The sequence below is a fragment of the Microbacterium sp. SWDP-B6 genome (genome assembly GCF_059803615.1).
Map to the genome: position 1 here is coordinate 183,095 of NZ_JAPFGV010000003.1, position 23,721 is coordinate 206,815.

Here is a 23,721-nt window from a genome sequence, read left to right on the forward strand (position 1 = left end):
GTTCAGATGGTCACGGACCGGTTCAGATCAGGCCGTCCGACAGGGTGGTGGGGTTGCCGAACCGGTGGTTGGTGATCGACACGGCCTGCTCGTGCAGGAACGGCAGCATCTCGACGCGACCGGCACCCGTGACCGCATGCGACCAGACGGCGACATCGGGCGTGCCGCCGAGCGCCTCGAACAGCGCAGCCGCATCGCCGCCGACGAGACGCACGCGCTGCCAGCTGTGCTCGGCCTTCGCCGCAGCCTTCGCGTAGCGCTTGACCCAGGCGGCGTCGTTCTCGAGCTTCGGAGTCACTCCCTGGGCGCGCAGCGCCTTCTCGACCCGCGAGGGCAGGGCCGATGCGGACACCGTGAACGGGCTGCCGCTGCGCAGGGCCGCGGCGATCACGCGGATGCCGTCGGCGAGCGGTGCGTCCTCGGCGATGCGCACGTCGACGGCGACCGGGCGGTACCGGAACACGTTGCGCTCGACGCCGAGACCCGACTTGTCGCTCACGGCGCCGAACTCGTCGACCCAGGCGCGCTCGTCGGAGGCGGCGGCACGGTGCAGCCACTCGATCTCGACGGCGCCGAGGTCGGAGCCGGCCGCGCTGAGCACCGCCTCGACCGAGGGGTTCACCGCAGCCCCGGGAGCCGCGGCGGGGAGCTCGGCCGGAGCCCACTCGCCGAGACCGAACAGGTAGTTCGGGCCACCGGCCTTGGCGCCGGCGCCGACGGCCGACCGCTTCCAGCCGCCGAACGGCTGACGCTGCACGATCGCGCCGGTGATGCCGCGGTTGACATAGAGGTTGCCGGCCTCGACGCGGTCGAGCCAGGTGGCGACCTCGTCGGAGTCGAGCGAGTGGATGCCGGCGGTGAGGCCGTAGTCCACGGCGTTCTGCAGGCGGATCGCCTCGTCGAGGTCCTTGGCGTGCATGATCCCGAGCACCGGTCCGAAGAACTCGGTCAGGTGGGTCGTCGAACCGGGGGCGACGCCGATCTTGACGCCCGGCGTCCACTGCGTGCCCTCGTCGTCGAGCTTCTTCGGCTCGACGAGCCAGCGCTCGCCCTTCTCGAGGGTCGTCAGCGCGGTGAGCAGCTTGCCGTTCGCCGGCTCGATGATCGGACCCATCTGCGTGGCGGGGTCTTCGGGCAGTCCGACGCGCATCGAGGTGACCGCATCGACGAGCTGACGCTCGAACCGCTGCGAGTCGGCGACCGAGCCGACGAGGATCGCGAGCGATGCGGCCGAGCACTTCTGCCCGGCGTGGCCGAATGCACTACGGGCCACATCGGCGGCCGCCAGGTCGAGGTCGGCCGAGGGTGTGACGATGATCGCGTTCTTGCCGCTCGTCTCGGCGAGCAGCGGCAGGTCGGAGCGGAACGAGCGGAACAGCTGCGCCGTCTCGTATGCACCGGTGAGGATCACGCGGTCGACCACGGGGCTGGCGACGAGGCGGGTGCCGAGGTCGCGGTTCGCGAGATCGACCAGTGCGAGAAGGTCGCGCGGAACACCCGCGGCCCACAGCGCCTCGACCATGACCGCGCCGCAGCGCTGCGTCAGCTTGGCCGGCTTGATGATCACACCGGAGCCGGAGGCGAGACCCGCGAGCACGCCACCGGCGGGGATCGCGACCGGGAAGTTCCACGGCGGGGTGACGACGGTCACCTTCGACGGCACGAACTCGGCACCCGAGATGTTCTCGAGGTCGAGGGCGCGCTCGGCGTAGTAGTGCGCGAAGTCGATCGCCTCGGAGACCTCGGGGTCGGCCTCGGCGATGGTCTTGCCCGCCTCGTGCGCCATGATCTCGATCAGCTGACCACGGCGGGCGGCGAGCTCATCACCCGCGCGGTGCAGCACGGCGGCACGCTCGGCGGCAGGAAGCGCCGCCCATCGAGCGGCGGCGGCGGATGCGGCGGCGAAGATCCCGTCGAGCTCGTCGGTCGTCTCGACCTTGGCCAGAGCGATCGAGTCCAGACCCAGCGTCGAATCGACCGAGCGCTGCAGGATCTCACGACCCCAGGTGCGGTTCACGGCGATCGCCGGGTCGCTGTCGGGCTGATTCTCGAAGCCGGTGGTGACGGCCCCGCCCGCACCGGCAGCCGCCTCAGCGGCGCGGTCCTGCACGCGGTTCGACGAGGGCACCGAGCGGTCGGCCTCGAGGCCGGCGAGCGAGCGCTCGAACCGCTCGCGCTCCCGGGTGAGCAGCGCCGGGTCGGAGGCCAGCTCGAACACGGCAGACATGAAGTTCTCGGGGCTGGCGTTCTCTTCGAGGCGACGCACGAGGTAGGCGATGGCCACGTCGAACTCGGCCGGGTTCACGACGGGTGTGTACAGCAGCAGCTGGCCGACGTCCTTGCGCACGGCCTCCGCCTGGCCGGTCGCCATGCCCAGGAGCATCTCGTATTCGACGGCGTCCGTCACGCCACGCGCCTGCGCGAGCAGCCACGTGTAGGCGATGTCGAACAGGTTGTGGCCTGCCACGCCGATGCGCACGGCATCCAGTCGCTCGGGAGTCATCGACCAGTCGAGCACGCGCTTGTAGTTCGTGTCGGAGTCCTGCTTGGTGCCATAGGTCGCCAGCGGCCAGCCGTGCACCTTCGAGTCGACCTCTTCCATCGCCAGGTTCGCGCCCTTGACGACGCGGACCTTGATCGGCGCTCCGCCCTTCGCGCGCCGGGCGGCGGCCCACTCCTGCAGGTGCTGCATCGCGCCGAGCGCGTCGGGCAGATAGGCCTGCAGCACGATGCCGGCCTCGAGCTTCTCGAGACCCGGCTGGTCGAGGATGCTGGTGAACGCCGCGATCGTCAGGTCGAGGTCGCGGAACTCCTCCATGTCGAGGTTGATGAACTTCGTCTTGCCTGCGGCCTCCGAGGTCGCCGCGAGCTCGTAGAGCGGGGTGAGCTTCTCGACGACGTCGGCCACGGCCTCGTCGAACGACCACATCGACAGCTGGCTGACGACGCTCGAGACCTTGATCGACACGTAGTCGACGTCCTTGCGGGCGAGGAAGTCGTAGGTGCCCTGCAGGCGACGACCGGCCTCGCGCTCACCGAGCACGGCCTCGCCGAGGAGGTTGAGGTTGAGGCGGTTGCCGCTCTTGCGCAGCTTCGCGATCGCGGGGCCGAGCTTCGACGGGGTCGCGTCGAGCACGAGGTGTCCGACCATGGCGCGCAGCACGCGCCGCGAGATCGGCACCACGACGCCGGGGAGCTTCGGCGCCCAGAACCCGCCCGTCTTGATGGCGGCACGCAGGTATCCGGGCAGCAGCGAGGGGGTGATCTCCGAGAGGTCGGCGAGCGCACGGCCCGCGACGCTGAGATCTTCGGGGCGCATCACGCCGTCGACGAAGCCGACGGTGAACGCGAGTCCGTTCGGGTCCTTGAGGACCTCCGACAGGCGCTGGGCTGCGGGCTCGACGGGGTGGGTCTCGCTCTCGGCGAGCCAGCGCTGCACGAGGGCGGCGACCTCTTCCGTGCGGGGGGTGGCGCCGCGGGAGGTGGCGTCGGGGGTGGCGGTGTCGGCGGCGACAGTCATCGGGGAACCTTCCAGGGGGATCGCACACCCGGGTACGTGTGCGGCTCGATCATTGTCAGGCGCGCGAGTAGGCTACGTCTATCAACCGATTCGCGAGCATTCTGTTCATTCAGAGTGAACGATTCGAACCACTCGGAAAGGGAGCGGATGCTCGACGTCAGCCGACTGCGGATGCTGGTCGAACTGTCGCGTCGAGGAACCCTCTCAGCCGTCGCCGACGCGCTCTCCTACAGCAAGGCCTCGGTGTCTCAGCAGCTCAGCGCGCTCGAACGAGACGTGGGAGTCCCGCTGCTCCGCCGCGTCGGGCGAGGCGTGCAGTTCACCCCGCAGGGCAACGTGCTCGTGGGTGAGGCCATCGGCATCCTCGATCAGCTCGAGCACGCCGAGGTCGCCGTCGCCGAATCGCTGACGGAGGTGACCGGAACGGTGCACATCGCCGTCTTCCAGTCCACGGCGCACTCCCTGCTGCCCGGCGCGCTCAACACGCTGCGTGAGCAGCATCCCGCGCTCCGCGTCGAGGTGACCGAGAGCGACCCCGAGACCGGACTCGTGGGCGTCTCGAGCCGCGACTTCGATCTGATCCTCGCCGAGCAGTACCCCGGTCGCACCCGCCCGATCCACGCCGACCTCGACCGGGTGGTGCTCGTGCACGACTCGATCGCGCTCGCCCGGCGCCCGGGCACGCCGGAGTCCGCCAATGCCACAGCTGCCACTGCCACAGCTGCCCTTGTCACAGCCGCCGAGGCCACCGCGGCGCTGTGGTCTACGAGAGACGAGCCGTGGGTGCTCGAGCCCGCAGGCACAGCGTCACGAGCCTGGGCCGAGCAGCTGTGCCGCACGGCCGGCTTCGAACCCGACGTGCGCTTCGAGGTCGCCGACCTCACCGCGCACGTGCGCCTCATCCGCGCGGGCCTCGCCGTCGGTCTGCTGCCCGAGCTCGTGTGGGCCGGCGAGGCGCCCACCGTGGCGCTCACGCCCTTGCCCGATGAGCCGCGTCGGGAGATCTTCTCGTCGGCTCGCCGGGTGTCGGCCGCCGCCCCGTCGATCCGCGCGGTGCGCCGCGCACTGGCATCTGCCGCATCCCGCAACCTGCTGGACTGAGGCGCCGACGCGTCGGGCACGGATGCGGGCCCGCTCGGGCGCGCGCGGGGTGCGACGTCAGGTCGCCTACAGGGTCGCTGCGTGATCGGGCACGAATGCGTGCTCGTCGATCGGCGGGCGCGGAGCTCCGGACGCCGCGGGACGATCGGGAAAGTGGACCTCTTCGGGGTCGAGCCGGCGATAGGGGATCTGGCTCAGAAGGTGGTGGATGGTGTTGAGCCTGGCGGCCTTCTTGTCGTCGCTGTCGATCGACCACCAGGGCGCTCTCTCGCGATCGGTGACGTCGAACATCGCGTCCTTGGCCTGGGAGTAGTCCTCCCAGCGGGAGATGGAGGCCAGGTCGGTGTCTGAGAGCTTCCAGCGTCGCATCGGATCGTTCAGGCGCGATCGGAATCTCTTCTCCTGCTCGATGTCGGATACGGAGTACCAGTACTTCAGAAGGATGATCCCGTCGTCGACGAGCATCTGCTCGACGACGGGAACCTGCGCGAGGAAGCGATCGTATTCCTCGTCGGTGCAGTAGCCCATCACCTTCTCGACGCCGGCGCGGTTGTACCATGAGCGATCCATCAGCACGATCTCGCCCTTCGTGGGCAGCCGTTCGATGTACCGCTGGAAGTACCACTGCCCCTTCTCGCGCTCGGACGGCTGCGGCAGGGCGACCACCCGGGCGTGCCGTGGGTTGAGGTACTGCATCACACGCTTGATCGCACCGCCTTTGCCCGCGGCATCGCGGCCCTCGAAGATCACCAGAATCCGCGCGTCGGCCGCGATGACCCACTGCTGCATGCTGACGAGCTCGATCTGCAGGCGCCGCAACTCCTTCTCATAGAGCTTCTTGTCGATGCGAGCGTGCTTCTGCTTCTTCTTCTTGTCATGGGTCTTGCTGGCCATCTTGTTCTTCCGTCCGTGGCATGGGTGAAGGGCGGCCGCCCCACGCCCGATCTCGAGAGACAACCAGACCTCGGTCGACCGGAGAAGCCCCTTGCTTTCGGGCAGCGCAGCGGATCGCGCGCCGAACACGGACGCCGCGATGCCCGGTGACAGACGAGCTGGACGTCACGCGGCGTCATCGGGAATATGCATTCACATGCATCTGTTGAGATCCTCGTACCCGGACGAAGGAGTCCGATCGATTCCTTCTGAAAGGCACTTCTGTGAGCACTCCCGTGATCGACCGCACCGCCCCCACCGAGCACCCCGTCCTCGACGTCCTCGCCGGGCGCTGGAGCCCGCGCGCGTACGACGCCGAGAACTCGATCGACGACGCCAAGCTGAACGCCGCCCTCGAGGCCGCTCGCTGGTCGCCCTCCGCCTACAACCTGCAGCCGTGGCGCTTCATCGTCGCTCGGCGCGGCACCGCTCTGTTCGACCAGGTCGTCGACTCCCTGGTCGAGTTCAACCAGCTCTGGGCCTCGAAGGCCTCGGCTCTGATCGTCGCGATCGCCGAGACCGAGTCCGAAGACGGCAAGGCCATCAGCCACGCCGTCTACGACCTCGGCCAGGCCGTGGCGCACTTCTCGGTGCAGGCCCACCACGAGGGTCTCCTCGTGCACCAGATGAGCGGTTTCGACCCCGAGGCCGTCCGCGAGTTCGCCGACCTGTCGCCGCGGTTCTCCGCCATCACCGTGATCGCGGTCGGCGAGCTCGGCGACGCTTCGGGCCTCCCGGAGGGCCTCCAGCAGGGCGAGACGGCGCCGCGCGTGCGTCGCCCGATCGCCGAGACGGTCATCCTCAGCGCCTGACACAGCGCCAGACACAGCAGTCGCCCCCGACAGGGGGCACACAAGAGGGGCGGATGCCGCAGCATCCGCCCCTCTTGTCGTACCCGGTTCTATTCGTCGAGCAACTCGGCCTCGATCACGTCGTCGTCTTCGCCGGATCCCAGGTCGGGTTCGGGCTCGGGCGAGGTCGACGTGAGCACGAGGCCCGCGCCGTCGACCGCGACATCGACCCTCACCAGGTCGCCGTCGTGCACGCCGCCGGAGAGCAGCGCCGTGGCCAGCTTGTTCTGCACCTCGGTCTGGATGAGACGGCGCAGCGGGCGAGCACCGAACATCGGGTCGTATCCGCGCTCGGCGAGCCATGCCCGAGCATCGGGAGTGACCGCCAGCGTGAGTCGCCGGTCGTGCAGCCGGTCGTGCAGCTGATCGATCGACAGCTCGACGATCTGGGCCAGGTCGTCTTGGCTGAGCGCCGAGAACATCACGATGTCGTCGAGACGGTTGAGGAACTCGGGCCGGAATGCCTGGTGCACGAGAGCCATCACCTGCTCGCGCTTCTCATCGGGAGACAGCGTCGGGTCGATGAGGATCGGTGAACCGAGGTTCGAGGTCAGGATCAGGATCACGTTCGTGAAGTCGACCGTTCGCCCCTGCCCGTCGGTCAGACGACCGTCGTCGAGAACCTGCAGCAGCACGTCGAACACCTCGGGGTGCGCCTTCTCGACCTCGTCGAGCAGCACGACGCTGTACGGACGCCGCCGCACGGCCTCGGTGAGCTGCCCGCCCTGCTCGTAGCCGACGTATCCCGGAGGGGCGCCGACGAGCCGCGAGACCGAGTGCTTCTCGCCGTACTCCGACATGTCGATGCGCACCATGGCGCGCTCGTCGTCGAACAGGAAGTCGGCCAGAGCCTTCGCCAGCTCGGTCTTTCCGACGCCTGTCGGCCCGAGGAACAGGAACGATCCGGTCGGCCGACCGGGGTCACTGATGCCCGCCCGCGAACGGCGGACCGCATCGGACACGGCCTTGACGGCATCCTTCTGCCCGATGAGGCGCTTGCCGAGCTCGGATTCGAGGTGCAGCAGCCGCTCGCTCTCACCCTGCAGCAGTCGACCGACGGGGATGCCGGTCCACGCGGCGATCACGGCGGCGATGTCCTCGTCGGTGACCTGCTCGTTGACCATGCGCCCCTCTGTCGAGACCGCGGCCTCGGCCTGCTCGGCTTCGGCGATGTCGCGCTCGAGGCGCTTGATCGTCTCGTATTCGAGCTTCGAGGCACGCGTGTAGTCGGCCTCGCGCATGGCGAGGTCGCGCTGCGTGATCGCGTCGTCGAGCTGCTTCTTGAGTTCTCCGACCCGGTTCAGCCCCTGGCGCTCGCGCGCCCAGCGGGCTTCGAGCTCGGCCAGCTGCGCTTCCATGCCCACGAGCTGCTCGCGGAGGGCCGCGAGTCGTTCTTTCGAGGCGGCGTCCTTCTCGCGCTTGAGAGCGAGCTCTTCGAGCTTCATGCGGTCGACCTGGCGCTTGAGCTGGTCGATCTCGACAGGAGACGAATCGATCTCCATCTTGAGACGCGACATCGACTCGTCGATCAGGTCGATCGCCTTGTCGGGGAGCTGCCTCGCGGGCAGGTACCGGTTCGACAGTGCAGCGGCGGCGACCAGCGCGCTGTCAGCGATCGTCACCCCGTGGTGCGCCTCGTAGCGCCCCTTGAGCCCTCGCAGGATCGCGATGGTGTCTTCGACCGTGGGCTCGCCGACGTAGACCTGCTGGAAGCGCCGCTCGAGAGCCGCATCCTTCTCGATGAACTCGCGGTACTCGTTGAGGGTCGTCGCGCCGATCAGTCGCAGCTCACCCCTGGCGAGCATGGGCTTGAGCATGTTCGACGCGGCCACCGAGCCTTCACCACCGCCGGCGCCCATCAGCACGTGCAGCTCGTCGATGAAGGTGATGATCTGCCCGTCGGATTCGGTGATCTCCTTGAGCACGCTCTTCAGCCGCTCTTCGAACTGCCCGCGGTACATGGCCCCGGCGACGAGGGCCGAGATGTCGAGCGACACCAGCTCCTTGTCCTTGAGCGACTCTGCGACGTCGCCCGCGACGATGCGCTGGGCGAGGCCCTCGACGACGGCGGTCTTGCCTACGCCCGGCTCGCCGATCAGCACCGGGTTGTTCTTCGTGCGGCGCGTGAGCACCTGACTGACGCGGCGGATCTCGCTGTCGCGTCCGATCACGGGGTCGAGCTTGCCCTGGCGGGCGCGGTCGGTGAGGTTGATCCCGAACTGCTCGAGGGCGGACTGCTGGTCGTCGTCCTGCGTGCTCTGTGGGCTGGGCATGGGTTCCTCCTGGGGAGACTCCTTCTGATCACTGTCTTGTCGTCATGGTCCGCAAAGTTGAGTGGACTTGACTCAAGTTTAGCGCATACTGCGCACGGCATCCAGGATCGCTCGTGCGACCGCATGCTTAGAGCCTGACGCGGATGACACGACGGCGCCACCCCCTCCTACGATCTCGACGGCGTTGTCCCTCTTCTCGAAACCGTGATCGGCATTCGCGAGGTTGACGGCAAGCAGGTCGACGCCCTTCCGCTCCCGTTTGCGGCGAGCACGTTCCCGGCGCTCGACCGGATCCTCCGAGGTCTCGGCGGCGAAGGCGACGATCGTCTGGCCGTGCGGCGCTCGGCCCTCGGCGCGCGATGCGGCGAGCGCGGCGACCACGTCTTCGTTCTCGACCAGATCGAGGCGCGTCAGCACGCCCTGCTCCTTGGTGAGCTTGTGCTCCGACACCGTCGCGGGGCGATAGTCGGCGACGGCCGCGGCCATGATCACGATGTCGGCCGCCTGCGCCGCCTCCTTCATCGCGTCGGCGAGCTCCGCTGCGGTGCCGACCGGGACGACTCTGATGGACGGATGCCGCGCATCGGCGAGCACATCGGCCGAGATGTTCGCGGCGACCACCGTCACGTCGGCGCCGCGCGCCGCGGCATCCTCGGCGAGCGCGATGCCCTGCCGACCACTCGACCGATTGCCGAGGAAGCGCACCGGATCGATCGGCTCACGCGTGCCGCCCGCCGAGACGACGACCCGAAGCCCTTCGAGGTCGCGCGGCGCGAGCAGCGCGAGGGCCGCCTCGAGGATCTGCTCGGGCTCCGCCATGCGGCCGGGTCCGCTGTCGCCGCCGGCGAGCTCGCCGTCGGCCGGGCCGACGAGGTGCACTCCGCGCGACGTCAGCGTCGCGATGTTCGCCTGCGTGGCGGCGTTGCGCCACATCTCGGCGTGCATCGCCGGCGCGAGCAGCACCGGCGCTTCGGTGGCGAGCAGCGTGGTGCCGAGCAGGTCGTCGGCGATGCCCGCGGTGATCTTCGCGATCGAGTTGGCCGTCGCAGGGGCGACGATCACGAGTTCGGCACCCTGACCCAGCGCGACGTGCCGCACGCGGGCGACGTCATCATGCACGCTGGTCGTGACCGGATGCCGACTGAGCGCCTCCCAGGTGGGGGTGCCGACGAATCGCAACGCGTCCTCGGTCGGAACCACGGTCACATCGTGTCCCGCCTTGGTCAGCAGACGCACGAGGTGCACTGTCTTGTATGCGGCGATGCCACCCGTAACCCCGACGACGATGTTCACGCTTCGATTCTGCCCCAGCATCCGAGGCCGCGGGCCCGAGACTGCTCGACCCGCTTCTAGACTGAAACGCGTGTGCACCGTGGTGATCGATGTGGCCGGCCCCGATACCGCGCGGCTGCTCGCGGTGCGAGATGAAGACCCTCAGCGTGAGTGGGACGCCCTCGGCGAATGGTGGCCCGACGCCTACCCCGGAGTCTCGGGCATCCGCGACCGGCGGGCGGGCGGCGCCTGGCTCGCGGTGAACCCCGCCGAGCGACGACTCGCGGTGCTCCTCAACCGCGCCGACGTCGTCGACCTCGCCGCCGACGTCGCGGTGTCGCGCGGTTCGCTCGCCCTGGAGTCGGTCATGGGCCGCTCGCCGGCCGCTCCGCTGCCCATGCACGGCTTCAACCTGCTCGAGGTGCGGCCGGAGGGAACGCGCGTGCTCAGCTGGGACGGCGCCGAACTGCGGGAGACATCGCTCGCCGACGGCATCCACATGATCGCGCACGATGACCTCGACGATCTCGGCACTCCGCGCATCGCCGCCTGGCTGCCCGAGTTCCGCGCTCTCGGCGCGACCGCCGACAGCCCCGACTGGTCAGGCGCGTGGACCTCGCTGCTCGCCTCGTCCGCTCGGCTCGACCCAGAGGATGATCGGGCGATCATCCGCGACAACCGTCTGCATGGCTATCCGACGCAGTCGCTGCTGTACTGCACCGCGTCGGTCACCCCCGAGGGTGTCGACGTGGACTATCGCGCCCTCCCGAGCCCAGGACACTGGGACCACTGAGCGCAGCGCTCGTCACAGCGCCCTTCACGGGGCTCGTCAAGCGCTCGTTGCGCGCGCTCGTCACCGCGCGGCAGGGCGATCGAGCGGTCACGCCGCAGACGACTCCGATTCCTCCGCGCACGAGAAGCGCGCGCGGTAGGCCGTCGGGGTGGTTCCGAGCACCCGCGAGAAGTTCTGTCGCAGCACCGCGGCCGACCCGAAGCCGCATTCGTCAGCGATCTGCTCGAGCGACAGATCGCTGCGCTCGAGCATCCGCTGGGCGTGCAGCACGCGCTGTCGCGCAAGCCAGGCCGCAGGAGTCGCACCGTACTCAGCCTTGAACCGGCGGGCGAAGGTGCGGGGAGACATGAGAGCGCGGGCCGCGAGCTGATCGACGCCCAGGTCGTCGCGCAGATGCTCGACCGCCCAATCGGCGACGGCAGCGAGCGAGTCGTTCTGGGCGACCGGGATCGGGCGGTCGATGAACTGCGCCTGACCGCCGTCGCGCTGCGGCGGAACGACCATGCGGCGGGCGATGCGATTGGTGAGCTCGGCGCCGAGCTCGATGCGCAGCAGATGCAGGCACGCGTCGATGCCGGCCGCGGTGCCGGCGCTCGTGATGATCCGGTCATCCTGCACGAAGAGCACGTCGGGGTCGATGTCGATCTGGGGATACATCTCGGCCATCACCTCGGAGTACATCCAGTGCGTGGTCGCGCGTCGCCCGTCGAGCACACCGGCGGCACCGAGGATGAACGATCCGCTGCAGATGGTCAGCACCCAGGCCCCCCGCGCCACCGCGTCGCGCGCGACCTCGAGAAGCAGCGGATCGATCTGCGTCCAGTACTCGCGAGGCACGGGGCAGAAGATGACGAGGTCGGCCTCGTACGCGAAGGACAGGTCGTGCTCGACGTTGATCGAGAAGCCCAGCTTCGACGTCACGACGCCGGGATGCGGCGCGATGACCCGGAAGTCGAAGTTCGGCACGCCGTCGTTCGACCGGTCGAGGCCGAAAGCCTCGCAGGCGAGACCGAACTCGAACGGCGCGAATCCGTCTTGGACGATGCAGGCGACGGTCTTCATCATGGCTCTCTCCCGGCTTTGGCAGTTTTCCTACGAGGAGAGTCTATTCTGCCACTCGTGGCAGATCAAGAGTGATCGTAGCGTTTCTGCCATGATCCTCCTCATCGCACTTGTCGCCCTCGCCATCTGGGCCATCGTCGCCACCGTCATCGAACTCCGCCGCGACGGACATCGACGCGTTCCCACCAACTGGACTCGCGTCGCCGAAAGGGATGCCCTCGACCGCGCGGAGGCCGGCCACGTCTATCGGTGACCCGGGGCGAGCAATCTCCCCCATCCGACGACGCGCGCGGCTACGCTCGGGAGCATGAGCGAGCCTCAGCAGCCTCCCGCGCAGCCACACGGAACTCCCCCGCAGTTCGCGGGCTCGCACTATCCGCCGCAACCGTCGCAGCCGTCGCAACCGGCACAGCCGTCCCAGCCGCCCCAGCCGGACACCGGTCAGCCCTACGGTGGGCAGGCGTACGCGGGACATCCATACCCGACGCAGCCTTATCCTGAGCCACAGCGTGCGGCTTCCTCTGGCAGCTCAGGACTCGGTCGTCTCGCCTTCCTCCTCGCCGTGATCTCGCTCGGGATCGGACTCCTCGTCACGCTGTCGTTTCCGCTGATGTACCGGATGATGGGCGATCCATCAGCCATCGGCGCGTTCGGAGCGGTCGGCAACGGGCTCGTGCTGATCATCGCCGTCGTGGGGCTCATCCTCGGTCTGATGTCGGTGCGGCGACCAGGGCCGCAGATCCTCGCGGGCATCGCGATCGGCGTCACCGCCTCGCAGCTCGCCGGGATCGTCATCTCGTGGGTGTCGAACCTCTTCTACGCGTTTTCCTTCTGATCGTCCGGAGAATCGATGAGCGAGCAGCAGCAGAATCCAGACCGGCCGCAGAACGACGGACAGATCCCGTATCCGCCGCAGCAACCCGGCCAGCCCTATGCACAACCGGGCCAGCCGTATGCCCACCCCGGCCAGCCCTACACGCAACCCGGCCAGCCGTACGCACAACCCGGCCAGCCGTACACGCACCCCGGCCAGCCGTACACGCAACCCGGCCAGCCCTACACGCAACCCGGTCAGCCGTATGCCCGACCTGGCCATCCCGATGGAGTCGCGGAGGCGGCCTATGCTCCGGGCCAGGCGACCGCACGCCGTTCCGGAGGTCTCGGTCGCACGGCATTGGTGATCGCCGTAGGCGCCGTGGCGATCGGGCTGCTCTGGCAGCTCGTCACCCCGTTCCTGTATTCGAGCGTCGGCTTCGGCGTCGTCGACCTGCTGTCGAACCTCGTGAACCTGCTCGTGATGGCAGGCGCAGGTGTCGCCCTGGTGCTCGGAATCATCGCGCTTCGACGCCCGGCGCCTCATCTGCTCCCGGCGATCGCGATCGGCGTGGGAGGCAGCACGGTCATCGGCACGCTCGTCGCGTGGGTGTCGAACGTGTTCTACTACTTCGGGTTCTGAGTCCGAGGATCAGCCCGCGAGCACGCGCTCGTAGATCTCGATCATCGCCTCGGTGCGCGACGACTGACGGAACGACTCCGAGACTTCGCGCATCGGCTGCGGTGCGATGCCGGCGGCGATGTCGGATGCCGCGCGGCGCAGCGTCTCGACGAGACCCGCTCGTCGCTGATCCTCGGTGCCGGCGGCCCCGGGCGCGGCCCAGAGTCCGCCCCCGAGCTCTGCCGCGATGTCGGGGTCGCTGATCACCGACGGCGTGCCGAGGGTGGCCGCCTCGAACGGCGTCATGCCCTGCGTCTCGAAGCCGATCGACGTCTGCACGAGTGCGTCGGCGGCGGCGATGCGGGCGAGAGTGTCTGCGTAGCTGAGCTTGCCGGCGAAGTGCACGTTCGACAGGCCCGAGACGATCTTCTCGGCGGCGGCGCGCTGAGCGCCGCCCCCGATGATCTCGAGGTCGGCGTCGATTCCCGACTCGACGAAGGCCTCGAGGAACGGCAGCAGGCGCTTCTCGGGGCTCATGCGCCCGAGCCAGACGAAGCGGGGACGCCCGGGGGCGCGTCCCTTCGGTGCGGCGGCGAGCGTCGCCTCGCGCACGTCGTCGTCGATGCCGTTCCACACCACGTCGACGGGACTGAAGACCCCGTGCTCTTCTAGGCGGCGTGCGAAATGCGTCGAGGGTGCGGTCACGGCCGACGAGCCACTCGCGATGCCACTCAGGAAGGCCCAGCCGTCACTCCCCCGCACCTGCGCCGCCACGCCCCGCAGCGCGCGGCGGCGCCAGAGGTTGAGTGCTCGAAGCACCGGGCCGTGCAGCGGCGTGACGGCGGCGATCCCGACATCGACGCGGTTGTGCATGGTGTGGACGACGGGGATGCCGTGACGAGCGGCATACCGGTGGCCGATGAAAGCGCCCCAGAAGTCGGCCTGGACATGCACCAGATCGACCGGAGGGCGGTGCGTCATCGCGCGGTCGAGCACACGGTCGGTGGATCGGCCGGGCCAGCTCATCGAGTACTCGCGGTCGGTGGTGATCGGCACGGACGGCAGATCGACGTTCGACGAGTCGGCGACGCGTGAGGCGCGAGCCCCGTGCATCTTCGGTGCGACGACGGTCACCGTGTGGCCGGCGCGCTCGAGGAACTCCCGCTGCAGCCGCATCGACACCTGAGCTCCGCCGAGGGAGTCCAGGTGCTGATCGCCGAAGAAGACGATGTGCATGACGGGCGTCGTCACTCGGGAAGCGGCTCGTCGCGGTACAGCGCCTCGAACGTGTCGAGCGTGCGGTTGATGTCGTGGATCGCGACGCCGTCGAGCGATGCCTGCTGCATCCGCGCGTACTCGCCTGGCGATGCGGTGAGCACGTCGGTCAATCGCGCGGCGAGGGCATCCGCGTTGCCCGGCTCGAACAGGTAGCCGTTCTCACCGTCGTGCACGAGGTGCGGCAGGGCGACGGCATCCGCTGCGACGATCGGCAGCGCCGAGGCCATCGCCTCCATGGTCGCGATCGACTGCAGCTCGGCGATCGAGGCGATGGTGAACACCGAGGCGCGCGACAGCAGTGCACGCAGCTGCTCATCCGTCGTGCGGCCGTGGAAGGTGACACGGTCGGCGATGCCCAGCTGAGTTGCCAGGTTCTCGAGCTGCTTGCGCTGGTCGCCGCCGCCGACGATGTCGAACGTCGCCTCGAGCGCCGGGTCGAGCTTCGTCATCGCCTCGAGGATGACCTCGACCTGCTTCTCGGCGGTCAGGCGTCCGACGAAGATGATGCGGTTCTTGTCGCGAGGAGCGATCACCGGGGTGTACTGCGTGCGGTCGATGCCGCAGCTGACCGGGATGACGCCCGTGACTTCCACCGTGCGCTCTAGGAAGTCCGCCGCCCGACGGGTCGGTGTCGTGATGGCGCGCACCAGACCGAACGTGCGCTTCGCGTCGGCCCAGGCGAACCGCAGCACCAGATCGTCGATGAACTTCGGCATCGTGGTGTGGTCGAGGATGTTCTCGGCCATCACGTGGTTCGTGGCGATCACCGGGATGCCACGTTCGTGCGCGATGCGAGAGAGGCCGCGGCCGATCACGATGTGCGACTGGATGTGCACGATGTCGGGCTGCACGGTGTCGAAGATCTTGCGGGCATAGTGCTTGACCCGCCACGGCCACACGAACCGCAGCCAGTCGTGGGGTGCCCAGCGCACCGACGGCAGCCGGTGCAGGGTCATCGGCTCGCCCTCGATCACCTCGGTGCGCGGTGCAGCTCGGCGGTAGGCCTGGTTCGGTGCGACGACGTGCACGTCATGACCGCGCTGCACGAGTCCGGCCGCGAGACGCTCGGCGAAGCGGGCGGCGCCGTTGATGTCGGGCGCGAAGGTGTCGCAGCCGATCAGGATGCGAAGCGGACGCTGCCCGGAGTCGGGGGCGACGTCGGGAGCGCTCGTCGGATCGGAGGTAGAGGAGGACATTCTGCCTTACGGTACGGCGGTCAAAGAGCCCGATCGGGCGCTGGCCACTCTACCTGAGGGGCCTGATCGGGCCGCCGAGGCATACCGGCATCCCTCAGCCTCACCCCCTAGCGTGGAGGCATGCGACTGACTGCCGACGCCGACCCCCGGTTGTGGATCCCCGTCACCGATTCGCTCGGCTGGAAGGGGCGCCGGCATCGCAAGGCTGCGATAAGGATGCTGCTGGGGCAGGTGAACTCGGCGATCGGCGTCACCGAGCGCCCGGGTTCGCGGATCGGCGCGTGGGCGATGAGCCAGGCGGCGCCGATGCTGATGCGTCGGGCGGACGGTCGCGTGCTCGTGTGGACGTGGAAGGCTGATCCGGAGCTGGTCGTCGCGATGGCCACCGTGCAGGCGCTGACCCCTCAGGTGCGGGTCGCTCGCGCATCGATGCCGATGGACTATGACGACACCCAGTCGTTCTCGAGCCGGTGGCTGGGCACGGGAGAGAAGCTCGTGGTCGCGATGCCGCCGTCGCCCGCGTCACCGCCTTTCGCCACCTACACCTGGGACACCGGCACGCATCTGGTGACACTGACCGCGATGTGCAGCGACCGCGAACGCTTCGGCACGCTCGACGGCGCTCTCGACGACCTGGCGCGCAGCATCCGCGTCGCCGACGAGGTCGCGGGAGGCGAGTCGCCCGAGGTGCTGAGGCTCGACCCGGCGTGACGATCCGAGCGTCGCAGCCGGACGGCTGAGCCGCCACGGGCGGGTATGATCGGCGCCATATCCACGACCGAGGGGGCAACGAGATGTGGAACAGCCAGCCGATAGCGGCGACCGGAGGCACGATCGTGCCGCCGGTGCTCTACCTTCCGGTGATCGATCTTCCCGAAGACCAGGGAAGGCAGTTTGCCGTCCGCCCGCTGACCGACGGACGGACCGGGCTTCTCGCCTACACGGCGCTCGATCGCCTCGCGGCGTGCTGCGGCGAGGCGCAGCCGTGGGTCATGCTGCAGACTCCCGAACTCGGCCGCGTGAAACAGGTCCAGGCGTTCGACATCGTGGCATTCGATCTCCCCGTTCCGGCATCCCTGCGCACGGGAGGGCGACTCGCGTGACGGACATCTATGTGGATCGGGACGGCATGGCGATCCGCCTTCGAGAGGTGATCGCCCGCATCGACGAGTCCGACGCCACGCTCTCGGATCTTCCCTCCGCCCCCGACGCGGGTATCGCCACGTCGATCATCGCTCTGATCGCGTCGGCTGGAGCCGAGGCGGCCGGCGTCGCGAACGACGCCACGAGGGGGCTGTCGGCGATCACGAACGACGTCCTCGACGACATGACGGTGAAGAACGAAGAGATAGCCGACCACATCCGCGACATCGAAGAGGAGCTGGACGGGCGATGAGCATCAGTCTCCGCATCCCCGGCGATCCGACAGCCGTCCGGGCGCTCGGTGATTGGATGTCCCGCATGAGCTCCTCGCTCGTCGAGGTCGACCTCGAGCTCGCCTACGTCGCGGGCCAGAGCGAGAACTACCTGCGAGGGGAGGCGGGCAGCGCGTTCCAGCGCACCGCCACCGCCGTGCGGAACCGCTGCAGTCCCGCCATGAAGTACCTGGGTGATGCCTCACCCGTGATCCACGCCTATGCGAATCGGCTCGACCGTGGCCGCGAGGACTTCGACTCCTACCTGACTCAGGCGGCCGACCGCGGGCTCACTGTCCACGGCAAGGTCGTGATGGAGCCGACAACCGATCTCTCCGCGTGCCCGGCGCCTGACGCCGACCCTCAGCTGACCGCCGAATGGGATGCCTTCATCTCGAAGGTGACCACGTACAACGACCTCGCCACGCGCGTCGGTACGTGGTGGGGTGAGCTCGAGACGTGGTGCTCGGAGAACTTCGCCCCGCTGATCGCGTGCCTCGGGGATCTGTCGCCGCTCGACGGACTCCTCGGCGAACTCAGCGCCACGGATCCGAACAAGACAGTCGTCGACGCCGCGCTCGAAACCGCCGACGCTCGCACCGAGCGCGACCTGGCGGAGTGGCGGACCCTGGCTCAGCAGATGCAGACCGACGCCGACACGTTCACGGACCAGCTCCGATCCGGCAATCCCGCTACGCATGCAGCGGCCGAGGCCGCCAATCCGCGAGCCATCCGCGAGGGCATGGAAGAGCTGCTCGACCACGTCGAACAGGTGAGTCGGATCGGCAAGATCATCCCCATCGTCGGACCGGCCATCGAGATCGTCACGATCGGCGCCGCGATCGCAGAGGGCGAATCGGGCTCGTCCCAGATCGCCGGAGCGCTCGGAGGAGCGGCAGGCGGTGCGGCGGCCGGCGGCGCCATAGCCGCAGCAGGAGGACCTCTCGGATGGGTCATCGGCGGCGCGGTCGTCGCCACGGTCACTGTCGGGTCCGCAGCGACGTGGGCCTGGGAGGCGTGGGTGCCGGTCGATGCCCGCGAGTCGATCGACGAGTGGCTCGAGGACGGCACGCGCTTCTGGCAGCCGCCTCAGCTGGCAGGCTGAACGGATGCTGATGAAGACGATCGCCCGATCACCTCGCATCGTCGACGGTTCCCGGTCCGTACATCCGAAGGGGCACTTCCCCGTTGCAGCACTGATGCTCGTCGGCGTACTCCCGCTTCTGCCCCTGCTGCTCGCCATAGTCGACGGGCGGTCGGGATTCCGACTCGTCATGCTGTCACTCGCCGTCTGCGCCGGCACGCTGGCCGTCGCGCTCGTCGTCCGCGCGAGGTCGCTGCGGGAACGCCTCGTCCGGATCTCGACAGTCGGTCCCCTGCGTTTCACGCCGTCCGGCGGCGCGCGCGCGGTGCTCTGGCTCGTCCCGACCGTCGGCGTGCTCCCCGCCGTGGTGAATCTCCTCGTCCAGACACTCGAGCTTCCGACGATGGGCGGACGGCTTCTCGAGTGGGGTCCGTACGTGCTCGGACTCGTCTCGCTCGTCGGACTCGGACGGGAGCTCCTGTCCCTCCGCACGCCGCTCGGTCTCGTCCTCGACCGCCGCGGATTGCACGGTGTGCGCGGAGCCTCGTCGTTCGACGTCCCTTGGGAGGAGATCGGCGCCGTCGACCTCGTCGGACCGCATGGCCCGAAGCTGACGGTCTCGATCGCCGGTCGCACGCCCGCGATCATCGACGCCTATCATCTGGGGTCGGACCCGGCGGCGGTCGCAGCCGTGATCACGCTCTTCCGCGACGCCCCCGACCGTCGCCAGGCGCTGACGGACGGCATCACGGCGATGCGGGCGGTCGAGCAGAGCCTCGCACCCGGCTCAGCGACAACCTAGTGAATACAGGTAACAATGTAGTACCATCACAATCATGGAACCGCTCTTCGTCGATCGCCTCCTGCTGATCGCAGACCTCTTCCAGAGGGACATGGCCCGCGCTTTCGACGGCACCGGACTCACGACAGCCCGCGTGCACCTGCTCTGGGTTCTTCAGCACGCCGGGCCGTCGACGCAGCAGACACTGGCACAGCTCTGCGATGTCACCCCTCGCAACATCACGGGGCTCGTCGATGCTCTCGAGAAGTCGGGGCATGTCCGGCGCACCCCGCACCCGACCGATCGACGCGCCGTCCTGGTCGAGCTGACCGAGGCCGCCACCGCGACGATGGCGCGGATGCAGGACGAGCACGCGCAGCTCAACGAGACTCTGCTGTCGGCGATCGACCCCGCCGACCGCGCGGCCGTCGAGCGCGGCCTCTCGGCCGTGGCCGCACACCTCGAGCACCTCGTGACCACCACCGCCACGCCCGCTCCCGAGAGCGCGGGCGCCCCCTCCCCTCGCGGAGACGCCGCATGACCGAGCAGCTGCAGACGACCGCTCCGAGCCCGACCCCGATCGCGCGCATCCTCAGCTTCCTCCATCGCGCATGGATCGCCGAGCTGCGGGTGTACTCGAGCATCGCCCGCGCGATCGCCCGCCGCCCCGCAGTCCCGAAGGGCGGCACGGGAATCGGCTACCACCGCCCCGTGCTCACGGTGCTGTTCATCTTCATCGGCCTCTCCGCTGTAGAGATCCCGATCCTCGACCTCATCGTGCACCAGTGGCCCGCCGTGCGGATCACGCTGCTGGTGCTCGGCATCTGGGGCGTCACCTGGATGGTCGGCCTGCTGTGCGCGATGCTCATGCGGCCGCATTCGGTGGGGCCCGACGGAGTGCGGGTGCGCAGCGGACTCGAGCTCGATGTGCCGATCGGGTGGGCCGACATCGCGTCGGTCGCGATCGACCGCCGCGTCGACCAGCCCAAGCAGCCGCGCATCACGGGGTCGGAGTACGCCGAGCGGATGCAGGACGAGACCAACATCGAGATCGAGCTCGAACGCCCGGTCGCGATCCGGCTCCCTGGTCTCGCACCGAAGGGCGGAGTGCACCACGTCGACCGCATCCGGTTGTGGGCCGATGAACCTCGCGCCTTCCTCGACGCCGCCCGGCCGTTCTTGACGGCGACCTGATCAGTCCAACCCGCGATCGGCGAGCCACTGCTTCGCGACGAGCACCGGGGCCCGCACGAGCCACGCGTCCGCGATGATCTCGGCCAGCCGGTCGCGCTCGACCGCGTCGAGCTGCACCAGCAGGCCGGGGTATCCGTCGAAGTGCGGAATCGAGAACAGACCCTCGGGCTCTGCCGCCAGCAGCATCGCCTTCTCCTCGAGGCTCGCGACTCGCACGCCCAGCACCCGGCCGTCGGGCCAGACGAGCCCGAGATCTGCGAGCTGGCGCAGATCGACCTTGCTGGCGCCGCGCACCCAGGCGATCTGACCGCTCGGCAGCCGCCAGGAGGGCTCGCCCGTGTGACCACCGACGCGCTCGGTCACGCCGGGCAGCGCGAGCGCGATCTCTCGAACGTCATCGACTGTCGCCATCCGCCCATCGTCCTCCCATGAGGCAGCCCGCCACAATGGCGACCGCGGATGACGCAGGTCTCAGCGCACGATGCGCAGCGTCCGCACCTCGAACGGCCGCAGACGCAGCTCGCCGCCCACGCGCCCGTCGTCCAGCGCGTCCTCGATCAGAGAGACCTCGCGGATCTCCTGATGCTCGAAGTCGGCAGCGAGCGACCCGACCGCACGGCGCCCGAGCGCCTCGTAGAGTCGCACGATCACGTCGCCCGAGCCGTCGTCGGCGAGCTTCACACCCGAGACCACGATGCCCTCACCCTCGACGCTCACGAGCGGCGCGACCTCGTGCGCGCCGCGCACCAGGGTCGGCAGCGAGTTGAGGCGGATGCCCTCGGCGGTCGCGATCGCGGCGTCCGCACCGACCACGAAGCCGATCTCGATCTGGTGGTGGCCGTGGTCGGTGTCGGGGTCGGGGAACCGCGGCGCGCGCAGCAACGAGAGCCGCACAGTGGTCGTGACGGCCTCATCCGACACCTCGCGCGACGTGTCGTACCCGTAGATCGAGTCGTTCACGAGCGCGACGCCGAAGTCCTGCTCGCGCACCAGCACGAAGCGGTGCATCGAGGTCTCGAACTTCGCCGCCTCCCAGCTGGTGTTGGTGTGCGTCACGCGCGACTGGTAGCCGAACTGCGTCTCGGCCTCGGTGTGCGTTGCCTGCACGTCGAGCGGGAACGCGAGCTTGAGCAGCTTCTCGGTCTCGTGCCAGTCGATGTCGTTGCGGAGCAGCACGGTGCGCTGACCGGGCGCGAGGGTGATGGTCTGCTCGATCGTCGACTCGGAGAACGACCGGGTCACGACGACCGAGGCTGTGCCGTCGACGACGGATGCCGAGATCGAGTCGACCGCGGTGAGGTCGTCGACGCTGTTGCGGTAGTACTTGTCGATGTCCCACGCGTCCCACATGTTCGGGAAGTCCTGGTGCAGCTGGAACAGGTTCGCCGCGCGCCCTTCGGCCACCGCCTCGCGACCCGAGGTCTTGTCGACTGCCGAGACGACGAGCCCCTCGGAGGAGATCAGCACGGAGACGAGCTCGTTCTCGAGGCGCCACCCGCCGTCTTCGCCGGAGAGCATGACGGATGCCGGGGCAGGCGCCTCGACGAAGCCAGCCCCGAGCGCGCGTCCACCGCCACCGACCGACGTCGGGACGAACCGCAGCTCGCGATCCCCCTCGCCCGCGAGCGAACGCCGAGCGGCATCGGAGATGTCCCGGGCATCCGACAGCACGTTCGTGAGGACCTCGACGGCCTCGCGGTGCACCCACGCGATCGACGTGCCCGGCAGGATGTCGTGGAACTCGTGCAGCAGCACGGTCTCCCACAGCCGATCGAACTCGGCCTGCGGGTATGCGGCGCCGGTGCGCACGGCATCCGTCGCCGCCCACAGCTCGGCCTCGACCAGCGCGTGCTCGGCCCAGCGGTGCAGCGCCTTCGTGGCGTGCTGACTGGTGAGGGTACCGCGGTGCAGCTCGAGGTAGAGCTCGCCGACCCAGACGGCCGGGTTCGGCAGCTCGGCGCGGGCGGCGTCGAAGAAGGTGTCCGGGTGCTCCCACACGACCCGCGCGCTGCCCTCGAGGTTCTCGAGGCGCTTCGCCTTGCCGGTCATCTCACGCGTGGTGCCTCCACCGCCGTCGCCCCAGCCCACCGGGGCGATCGACCGCGATGTCACGCGGTTCTCCTTGAACTGACGCGAGGCCTTGGCGACCTCCATGCCGCTGAGCTGGGAGTTGTAGGTGTCCATCGAGGGGAAGTGCGTGAAGACCTGCGATCCGTCGATGCCCTCCCAGAGGAAGGAGTGGTGCGGGAACACGTTCTGCTGATTCCACGAGATCTTCTGCGTGAAGAACCACTCGAACCCGGCACGGCGCATGAGCTGCGGCAGAGCAGGCGAGTAGCCGAAGCTGTCGGGAAGCCAGACGCCCTTCGAACGGATGCCGAACTCCCGCTCGAAGAAGCGCTGTCCGTACGAGAACTGGCGCACGAGCGATTCACCCGTCGGCATCACGGTGTCGGATTCGACCCACATTCCGCCGAGCGGCAGGAAGCGCCCCTCGGCGACGGCGGCCTTGACCCTGGCGTACACCTCGGGCCGGTGCTCCTTGAGCCACGCGTACTGCTGCGCGCTCGACATGCCGTAGAGGAAGTCCGGCTGTTCGTCGATGAGCGTCGTCATCGACGAGGTGGTGCGGGCCACCTTGCGGATCGTCTCGCGCACCGGCCACAGCCAGGCGGAGTCGATGTGCGCGTGGCCGATCGCCGAGATGCGGTGCGCGCTGGCCTCGGCGGGCGCTGCGAGCACGTCTGCCAGGCGAGCGCGGGCGTCGGGTGCGGTCTGCACGATGCGCTGCAGATCGAGCACATCGAGGGCGTCGTCCATGGCCTGCAGGATCTGCATGCGTCTCGGCGACGTCGCCGGCAGCTCGGCCTGCAGCTCGAACAGCACCTCGAGGTCGAGGGACAGCTCGAAGACCTCCTGCTCGAAGACGGCGAGGTCGATGCGGCGGGTGCGATAGAGCGGCTCTCGGGACGACGTCCGGATGTCGCCCTCCTGCGTCGGCAGGAAGGGGTGGTAGTCGAGCAGCACCGGGTTGGCGGCCGCCTCGAGATACAGCTCGACGGGCTCGTCGCCGTGAGCGTCCTCGGTGATGGGCAGCCACTGGTTGCGCGGGTTGATGCTCTTGACCGGACTGCCGTCGGGCCGGTAGACGAGCGCCTCGCACTGGAAGCCGGGCATGTTGATGTCGAATCCGAGGTCGATGACGGCCTCGACCCGGCGGCCGGCCCATTCGGCGGGCACGCGACCGGTGATCTTGAACCAGGTCGTCGACCAGGCGGGGCCCCACATGCTCGGCACGGAGGCCGGGGCGAAGTCGAGAGCGAGCCCGTCCGCGGGGCTGATCGGCTCACCCGGGAGCTGGTTCACCTCGATCGTGAGGGGCACGGATGCGGAGTGGACGGCCGGGCGGATGCGCTCGTCGAGCACCCGCTTGACGCGGCCGACGGTGAGCGAGGTGTCGTCATGCATGGTGTGATTCTCCGGGCTCGACGGTGAGAGGGGACCTGACTCGCGCCCGGGAGTCGGGCGGTTGC

The 23,721-nt window shown here is 68.9% G+C and carries 22 protein-coding genes; 13 read left to right on the forward strand and 9 right to left on the reverse strand.

The window, feature by feature from the left end:
* Window positions 1-22 precede the first annotated feature (22 nt).
* Complete coding sequence (locus tag OPU70_RS06880; protein ID WP_498557400.1) at window positions 23-3,520, reverse strand: proline dehydrogenase family protein; 3,498 nt, start codon at window positions 3,518-3,520, stop codon at window positions 23-25.
* A gap of 147 nt (window positions 3,521-3,667) precedes the next feature.
* On the opposite strand from OPU70_RS06880, the gene OPU70_RS06885 reads away from it, so the two are divergent.
* On the forward strand, window positions 3,668-4,621 hold the full coding sequence (locus tag OPU70_RS06885) for a LysR substrate-binding domain-containing protein (protein WP_498557401.1): 954 nt from the start codon (window positions 3,668-3,670) through the stop codon (window positions 4,619-4,621).
* 66 nt (window positions 4,622-4,687) lie between these two features.
* Here OPU70_RS06885 and ppk2 read toward each other — a convergent pair whose 3' ends face one another.
* On the reverse strand, window positions 4,688-5,515 hold the full coding sequence (ppk2, locus tag OPU70_RS06890) for a polyphosphate kinase 2 (RefSeq protein WP_042536803.1): 828 nt from the start codon (window positions 5,513-5,515) through the stop codon (window positions 4,688-4,690).
* Window positions 5,516-5,778: 263 nt separating this feature from the next.
* Here ppk2 and OPU70_RS06895 point away from each other — a divergent pair, with 263 nt between their 5' ends.
* Window positions 5,779-6,366: a nitroreductase family protein gene (locus OPU70_RS06895; protein WP_042536804.1), complete on the forward strand. Its 588-nt coding sequence runs from the start codon at window positions 5,779-5,781 to the stop codon at window positions 6,364-6,366.
* Between the two features lie 89 nt (window positions 6,367-6,455).
* Here OPU70_RS06895 and OPU70_RS06900 read toward each other — a convergent pair whose 3' ends face one another.
* Together OPU70_RS06900 and coaBC are read right to left on the reverse strand one after the other, a co-directional pair.
* Window positions 6,456-8,678 carry an ATP-dependent Clp protease ATP-binding subunit gene (locus tag OPU70_RS06900; protein ID WP_498557402.1) on the reverse strand — a complete coding sequence of 741 codons (2,223 nt, stop codon included), beginning with the start codon at window positions 8,676-8,678 and terminating at the stop codon, window positions 6,456-6,458.
* A 78-nt stretch (window positions 8,679-8,756) separates the two neighbouring features.
* Window positions 8,757-9,971: a bifunctional phosphopantothenoylcysteine decarboxylase/phosphopantothenate--cysteine ligase CoaBC gene (gene coaBC, locus OPU70_RS06905; protein WP_498557403.1), complete on the reverse strand. Its 1,215-nt coding sequence runs from the start codon at window positions 9,969-9,971 to the stop codon at window positions 8,757-8,759.
* Between the two features lie 70 nt (window positions 9,972-10,041).
* On the opposite strand from coaBC, the gene OPU70_RS06910 reads away from it, so the two are divergent.
* Entirely contained in the window at window positions 10,042-10,743 is a 702-nt protein-coding gene (locus tag OPU70_RS06910) for an NRDE family protein (RefSeq protein ID WP_498557404.1), read from the forward strand.
* Between the two features lie 87 nt (window positions 10,744-10,830).
* On the opposite strand, the gene OPU70_RS06915 is transcribed toward OPU70_RS06910, so the two are convergent.
* Window positions 10,831-11,805, reverse strand: coding sequence for a GlxA family transcriptional regulator (locus OPU70_RS06915; RefSeq protein WP_194286050.1), 975 nt, complete (start codon window positions 11,803-11,805; stop codon window positions 10,831-10,833).
* Between the two features lie 91 nt (window positions 11,806-11,896).
* Between OPU70_RS06915 and OPU70_RS06920 the strand changes: the two genes are divergently transcribed.
* Genes OPU70_RS06920 through OPU70_RS06930 form a run of 3 tightly spaced genes read left to right on the forward strand, consistent with a single transcriptional unit; the run spans window position 11,897 to window position 13,261 of the window.
* Entirely contained in the window at window positions 11,897-12,058 is a 162-nt protein-coding gene (locus OPU70_RS06920) for a hypothetical protein (protein WP_498557405.1), read from the forward strand.
* Window positions 12,059-12,112: 54 nt separating this feature from the next.
* Window positions 12,113-12,640: a hypothetical protein gene (locus OPU70_RS06925; RefSeq protein WP_498557406.1), complete on the forward strand. Its 528-nt coding sequence runs from the start codon at window positions 12,113-12,115 to the stop codon at window positions 12,638-12,640.
* Between the two features lie 15 nt (window positions 12,641-12,655).
* Window positions 12,656-13,261: a hypothetical protein gene (locus OPU70_RS06930; RefSeq protein ID WP_498557407.1), complete on the forward strand. Its 606-nt coding sequence runs from the start codon at window positions 12,656-12,658 to the stop codon at window positions 13,259-13,261.
* A gap of 9 nt (window positions 13,262-13,270) precedes the next feature.
* Here the strand turns inward: OPU70_RS06930 and OPU70_RS06935 are convergent, their stop codons facing one another.
* A complete protein-coding gene (locus tag OPU70_RS06935) occupies window positions 13,271-14,491 on the reverse strand; it encodes a glycosyltransferase family 4 protein (protein WP_498557408.1) in 1,221 nt (406 codons plus the stop codon).
* Window positions 14,488-15,714: a glycosyltransferase gene (locus tag OPU70_RS06940; protein ID WP_309691748.1), complete on the reverse strand. Its 1,227-nt coding sequence runs from the start codon at window positions 15,712-15,714 to the stop codon at window positions 14,488-14,490. The genes OPU70_RS06935 and OPU70_RS06940 overlap by 4 nt, the downstream gene beginning before the upstream one ends.
* 120 nt (window positions 15,715-15,834) lie before the next feature.
* Between OPU70_RS06940 and OPU70_RS06945 the strand changes: the two genes are divergently transcribed.
* The 7 genes from OPU70_RS06945 (at window position 15,835) to OPU70_RS06975 (ending at window position 20,188) form a co-directional block, all read left to right on the forward strand.
* Window positions 15,835-16,425 (forward strand): hypothetical protein, encoded by a 591-nt coding sequence (locus tag OPU70_RS06945; protein WP_042536809.1) that lies wholly within the window; start codon window positions 15,835-15,837, stop codon window positions 16,423-16,425.
* A gap of 83 nt (window positions 16,426-16,508) precedes the next feature.
* Window positions 16,509-16,817: an SAV_915 family protein gene (locus tag OPU70_RS06950; protein ID WP_042536810.1), complete on the forward strand. Its 309-nt coding sequence runs from the start codon at window positions 16,509-16,511 to the stop codon at window positions 16,815-16,817.
* Entirely contained in the window at window positions 16,814-17,110 is a 297-nt protein-coding gene (locus tag OPU70_RS06955) for a hypothetical protein (protein WP_498557409.1), read from the forward strand. The genes OPU70_RS06950 and OPU70_RS06955 overlap by 4 nt, the downstream gene beginning before the upstream one ends.
* Complete coding sequence (locus OPU70_RS06960; RefSeq protein WP_042536812.1) at window positions 17,107-18,234, forward strand: hypothetical protein; 1,128 nt, start codon at window positions 17,107-17,109, stop codon at window positions 18,232-18,234. The genes OPU70_RS06955 and OPU70_RS06960 overlap by 4 nt, the downstream gene beginning before the upstream one ends.
* Window positions 18,235-18,238: 4 nt before the next feature.
* Window positions 18,239-19,015 carry a hypothetical protein gene (locus OPU70_RS06965; protein WP_498557410.1) on the forward strand — a complete coding sequence of 259 codons (777 nt, stop codon included), beginning with the start codon at window positions 18,239-18,241 and terminating at the stop codon, window positions 19,013-19,015.
* A gap of 34 nt (window positions 19,016-19,049) precedes the next feature.
* Window positions 19,050-19,535, forward strand: a complete 486-nt coding sequence (locus tag OPU70_RS06970) for a MarR family winged helix-turn-helix transcriptional regulator (RefSeq protein ID WP_498557411.1) — start codon at window positions 19,050-19,052, stop codon at window positions 19,533-19,535.
* Window positions 19,532-20,188, forward strand: a complete 657-nt coding sequence (locus tag OPU70_RS06975; protein WP_079113718.1) for a hypothetical protein — start codon at window positions 19,532-19,534, stop codon at window positions 20,186-20,188. Before OPU70_RS06970 ends, OPU70_RS06975 begins: the two co-directional genes overlap by 4 nt.
* On the opposite strand, the gene OPU70_RS06980 is transcribed toward OPU70_RS06975, so the two are convergent.
* Window positions 20,189-20,599 (reverse strand): MmcQ/YjbR family DNA-binding protein, encoded by a 411-nt coding sequence (locus OPU70_RS06980; RefSeq protein WP_498557412.1) that lies wholly within the window; start codon window positions 20,597-20,599, stop codon window positions 20,189-20,191.
* A gap of 60 nt (window positions 20,600-20,659) precedes the next feature.
* Window positions 20,660-23,656: an alpha-mannosidase gene (locus OPU70_RS06985; protein WP_498557413.1), complete on the reverse strand. Its 2,997-nt coding sequence runs from the start codon at window positions 23,654-23,656 to the stop codon at window positions 20,660-20,662.
* Between the last annotated feature and the right edge of the window lie 65 nt (window positions 23,657-23,721).

What these genes read in the sequence shown, in the direction of transcription:
- OPU70_RS06915 (WP_194286050.1), bottom strand. Translation starts at nt 11,805, where the DNA reads ATGAAGACCGTCGCCTGCATCGTCCAAGACGGATTCGCGCCGTTCGAG.
- OPU70_RS06885 (WP_498557401.1), top strand. Translation starts at nt 3,668, where the DNA reads ATGCTCGACGTCAGCCGACTGCGGATGCTGGTCGAACTGTCGCGTCGA.
- OPU70_RS06975 (WP_079113718.1), top strand. Translation starts at nt 19,532, where the DNA reads ATGACCGAGCAGCTGCAGACGACCGCTCCGAGCCCGACCCCGATCGCG.
- OPU70_RS06925 (WP_498557406.1), top strand. Translation starts at nt 12,113, where the DNA reads ATGAGCGAGCCTCAGCAGCCTCCCGCGCAGCCACACGGAACTCCCCCG.
- OPU70_RS06985 (WP_498557413.1), bottom strand. Translation starts at nt 23,656, where the DNA reads ATGCATGACGACACCTCGCTCACCGTCGGCCGCGTCAAGCGGGTGCTC.
- OPU70_RS06940 (WP_309691748.1), bottom strand. Translation starts at nt 15,714, where the DNA reads ATGTCCTCCTCTACCTCCGATCCGACGAGCGCTCCCGACGTCGCCCCC.
- OPU70_RS06945 (WP_042536809.1), top strand. Translation starts at nt 15,835, where the DNA reads ATGCGACTGACTGCCGACGCCGACCCCCGGTTGTGGATCCCCGTCACC.
- OPU70_RS06950 (WP_042536810.1), top strand. Translation starts at nt 16,509, where the DNA reads ATGTGGAACAGCCAGCCGATAGCGGCGACCGGAGGCACGATCGTGCCG.
- ppk2 (WP_042536803.1), bottom strand. Translation starts at nt 5,515, where the DNA reads ATGGCCAGCAAGACCCATGACAAGAAGAAGAAGCAGAAGCACGCTCGC.
- OPU70_RS06980 (WP_498557412.1), bottom strand. Translation starts at nt 20,599, where the DNA reads ATGGCGACAGTCGATGACGTTCGAGAGATCGCGCTCGCGCTGCCCGGC.
- OPU70_RS06930 (WP_498557407.1), top strand. Translation starts at nt 12,656, where the DNA reads ATGAGCGAGCAGCAGCAGAATCCAGACCGGCCGCAGAACGACGGACAG.
- OPU70_RS06900 (WP_498557402.1), bottom strand. Translation starts at nt 8,678, where the DNA reads ATGCCCAGCCCACAGAGCACGCAGGACGACGACCAGCAGTCCGCCCTC.
- OPU70_RS06960 (WP_042536812.1), top strand. Translation starts at nt 17,107, where the DNA reads ATGAGCATCAGTCTCCGCATCCCCGGCGATCCGACAGCCGTCCGGGCG.
- OPU70_RS06920 (WP_498557405.1), top strand. Translation starts at nt 11,897, where the DNA reads ATGATCCTCCTCATCGCACTTGTCGCCCTCGCCATCTGGGCCATCGTC.
- OPU70_RS06965 (WP_498557410.1), top strand. Translation starts at nt 18,239, where the DNA reads ATGCTGATGAAGACGATCGCCCGATCACCTCGCATCGTCGACGGTTCC.
- OPU70_RS06970 (WP_498557411.1), top strand. Translation starts at nt 19,050, where the DNA reads ATGGAACCGCTCTTCGTCGATCGCCTCCTGCTGATCGCAGACCTCTTC.
- OPU70_RS06880 (WP_498557400.1), bottom strand. Translation starts at nt 3,520, where the DNA reads ATGACTGTCGCCGCCGACACCGCCACCCCCGACGCCACCTCCCGCGGC.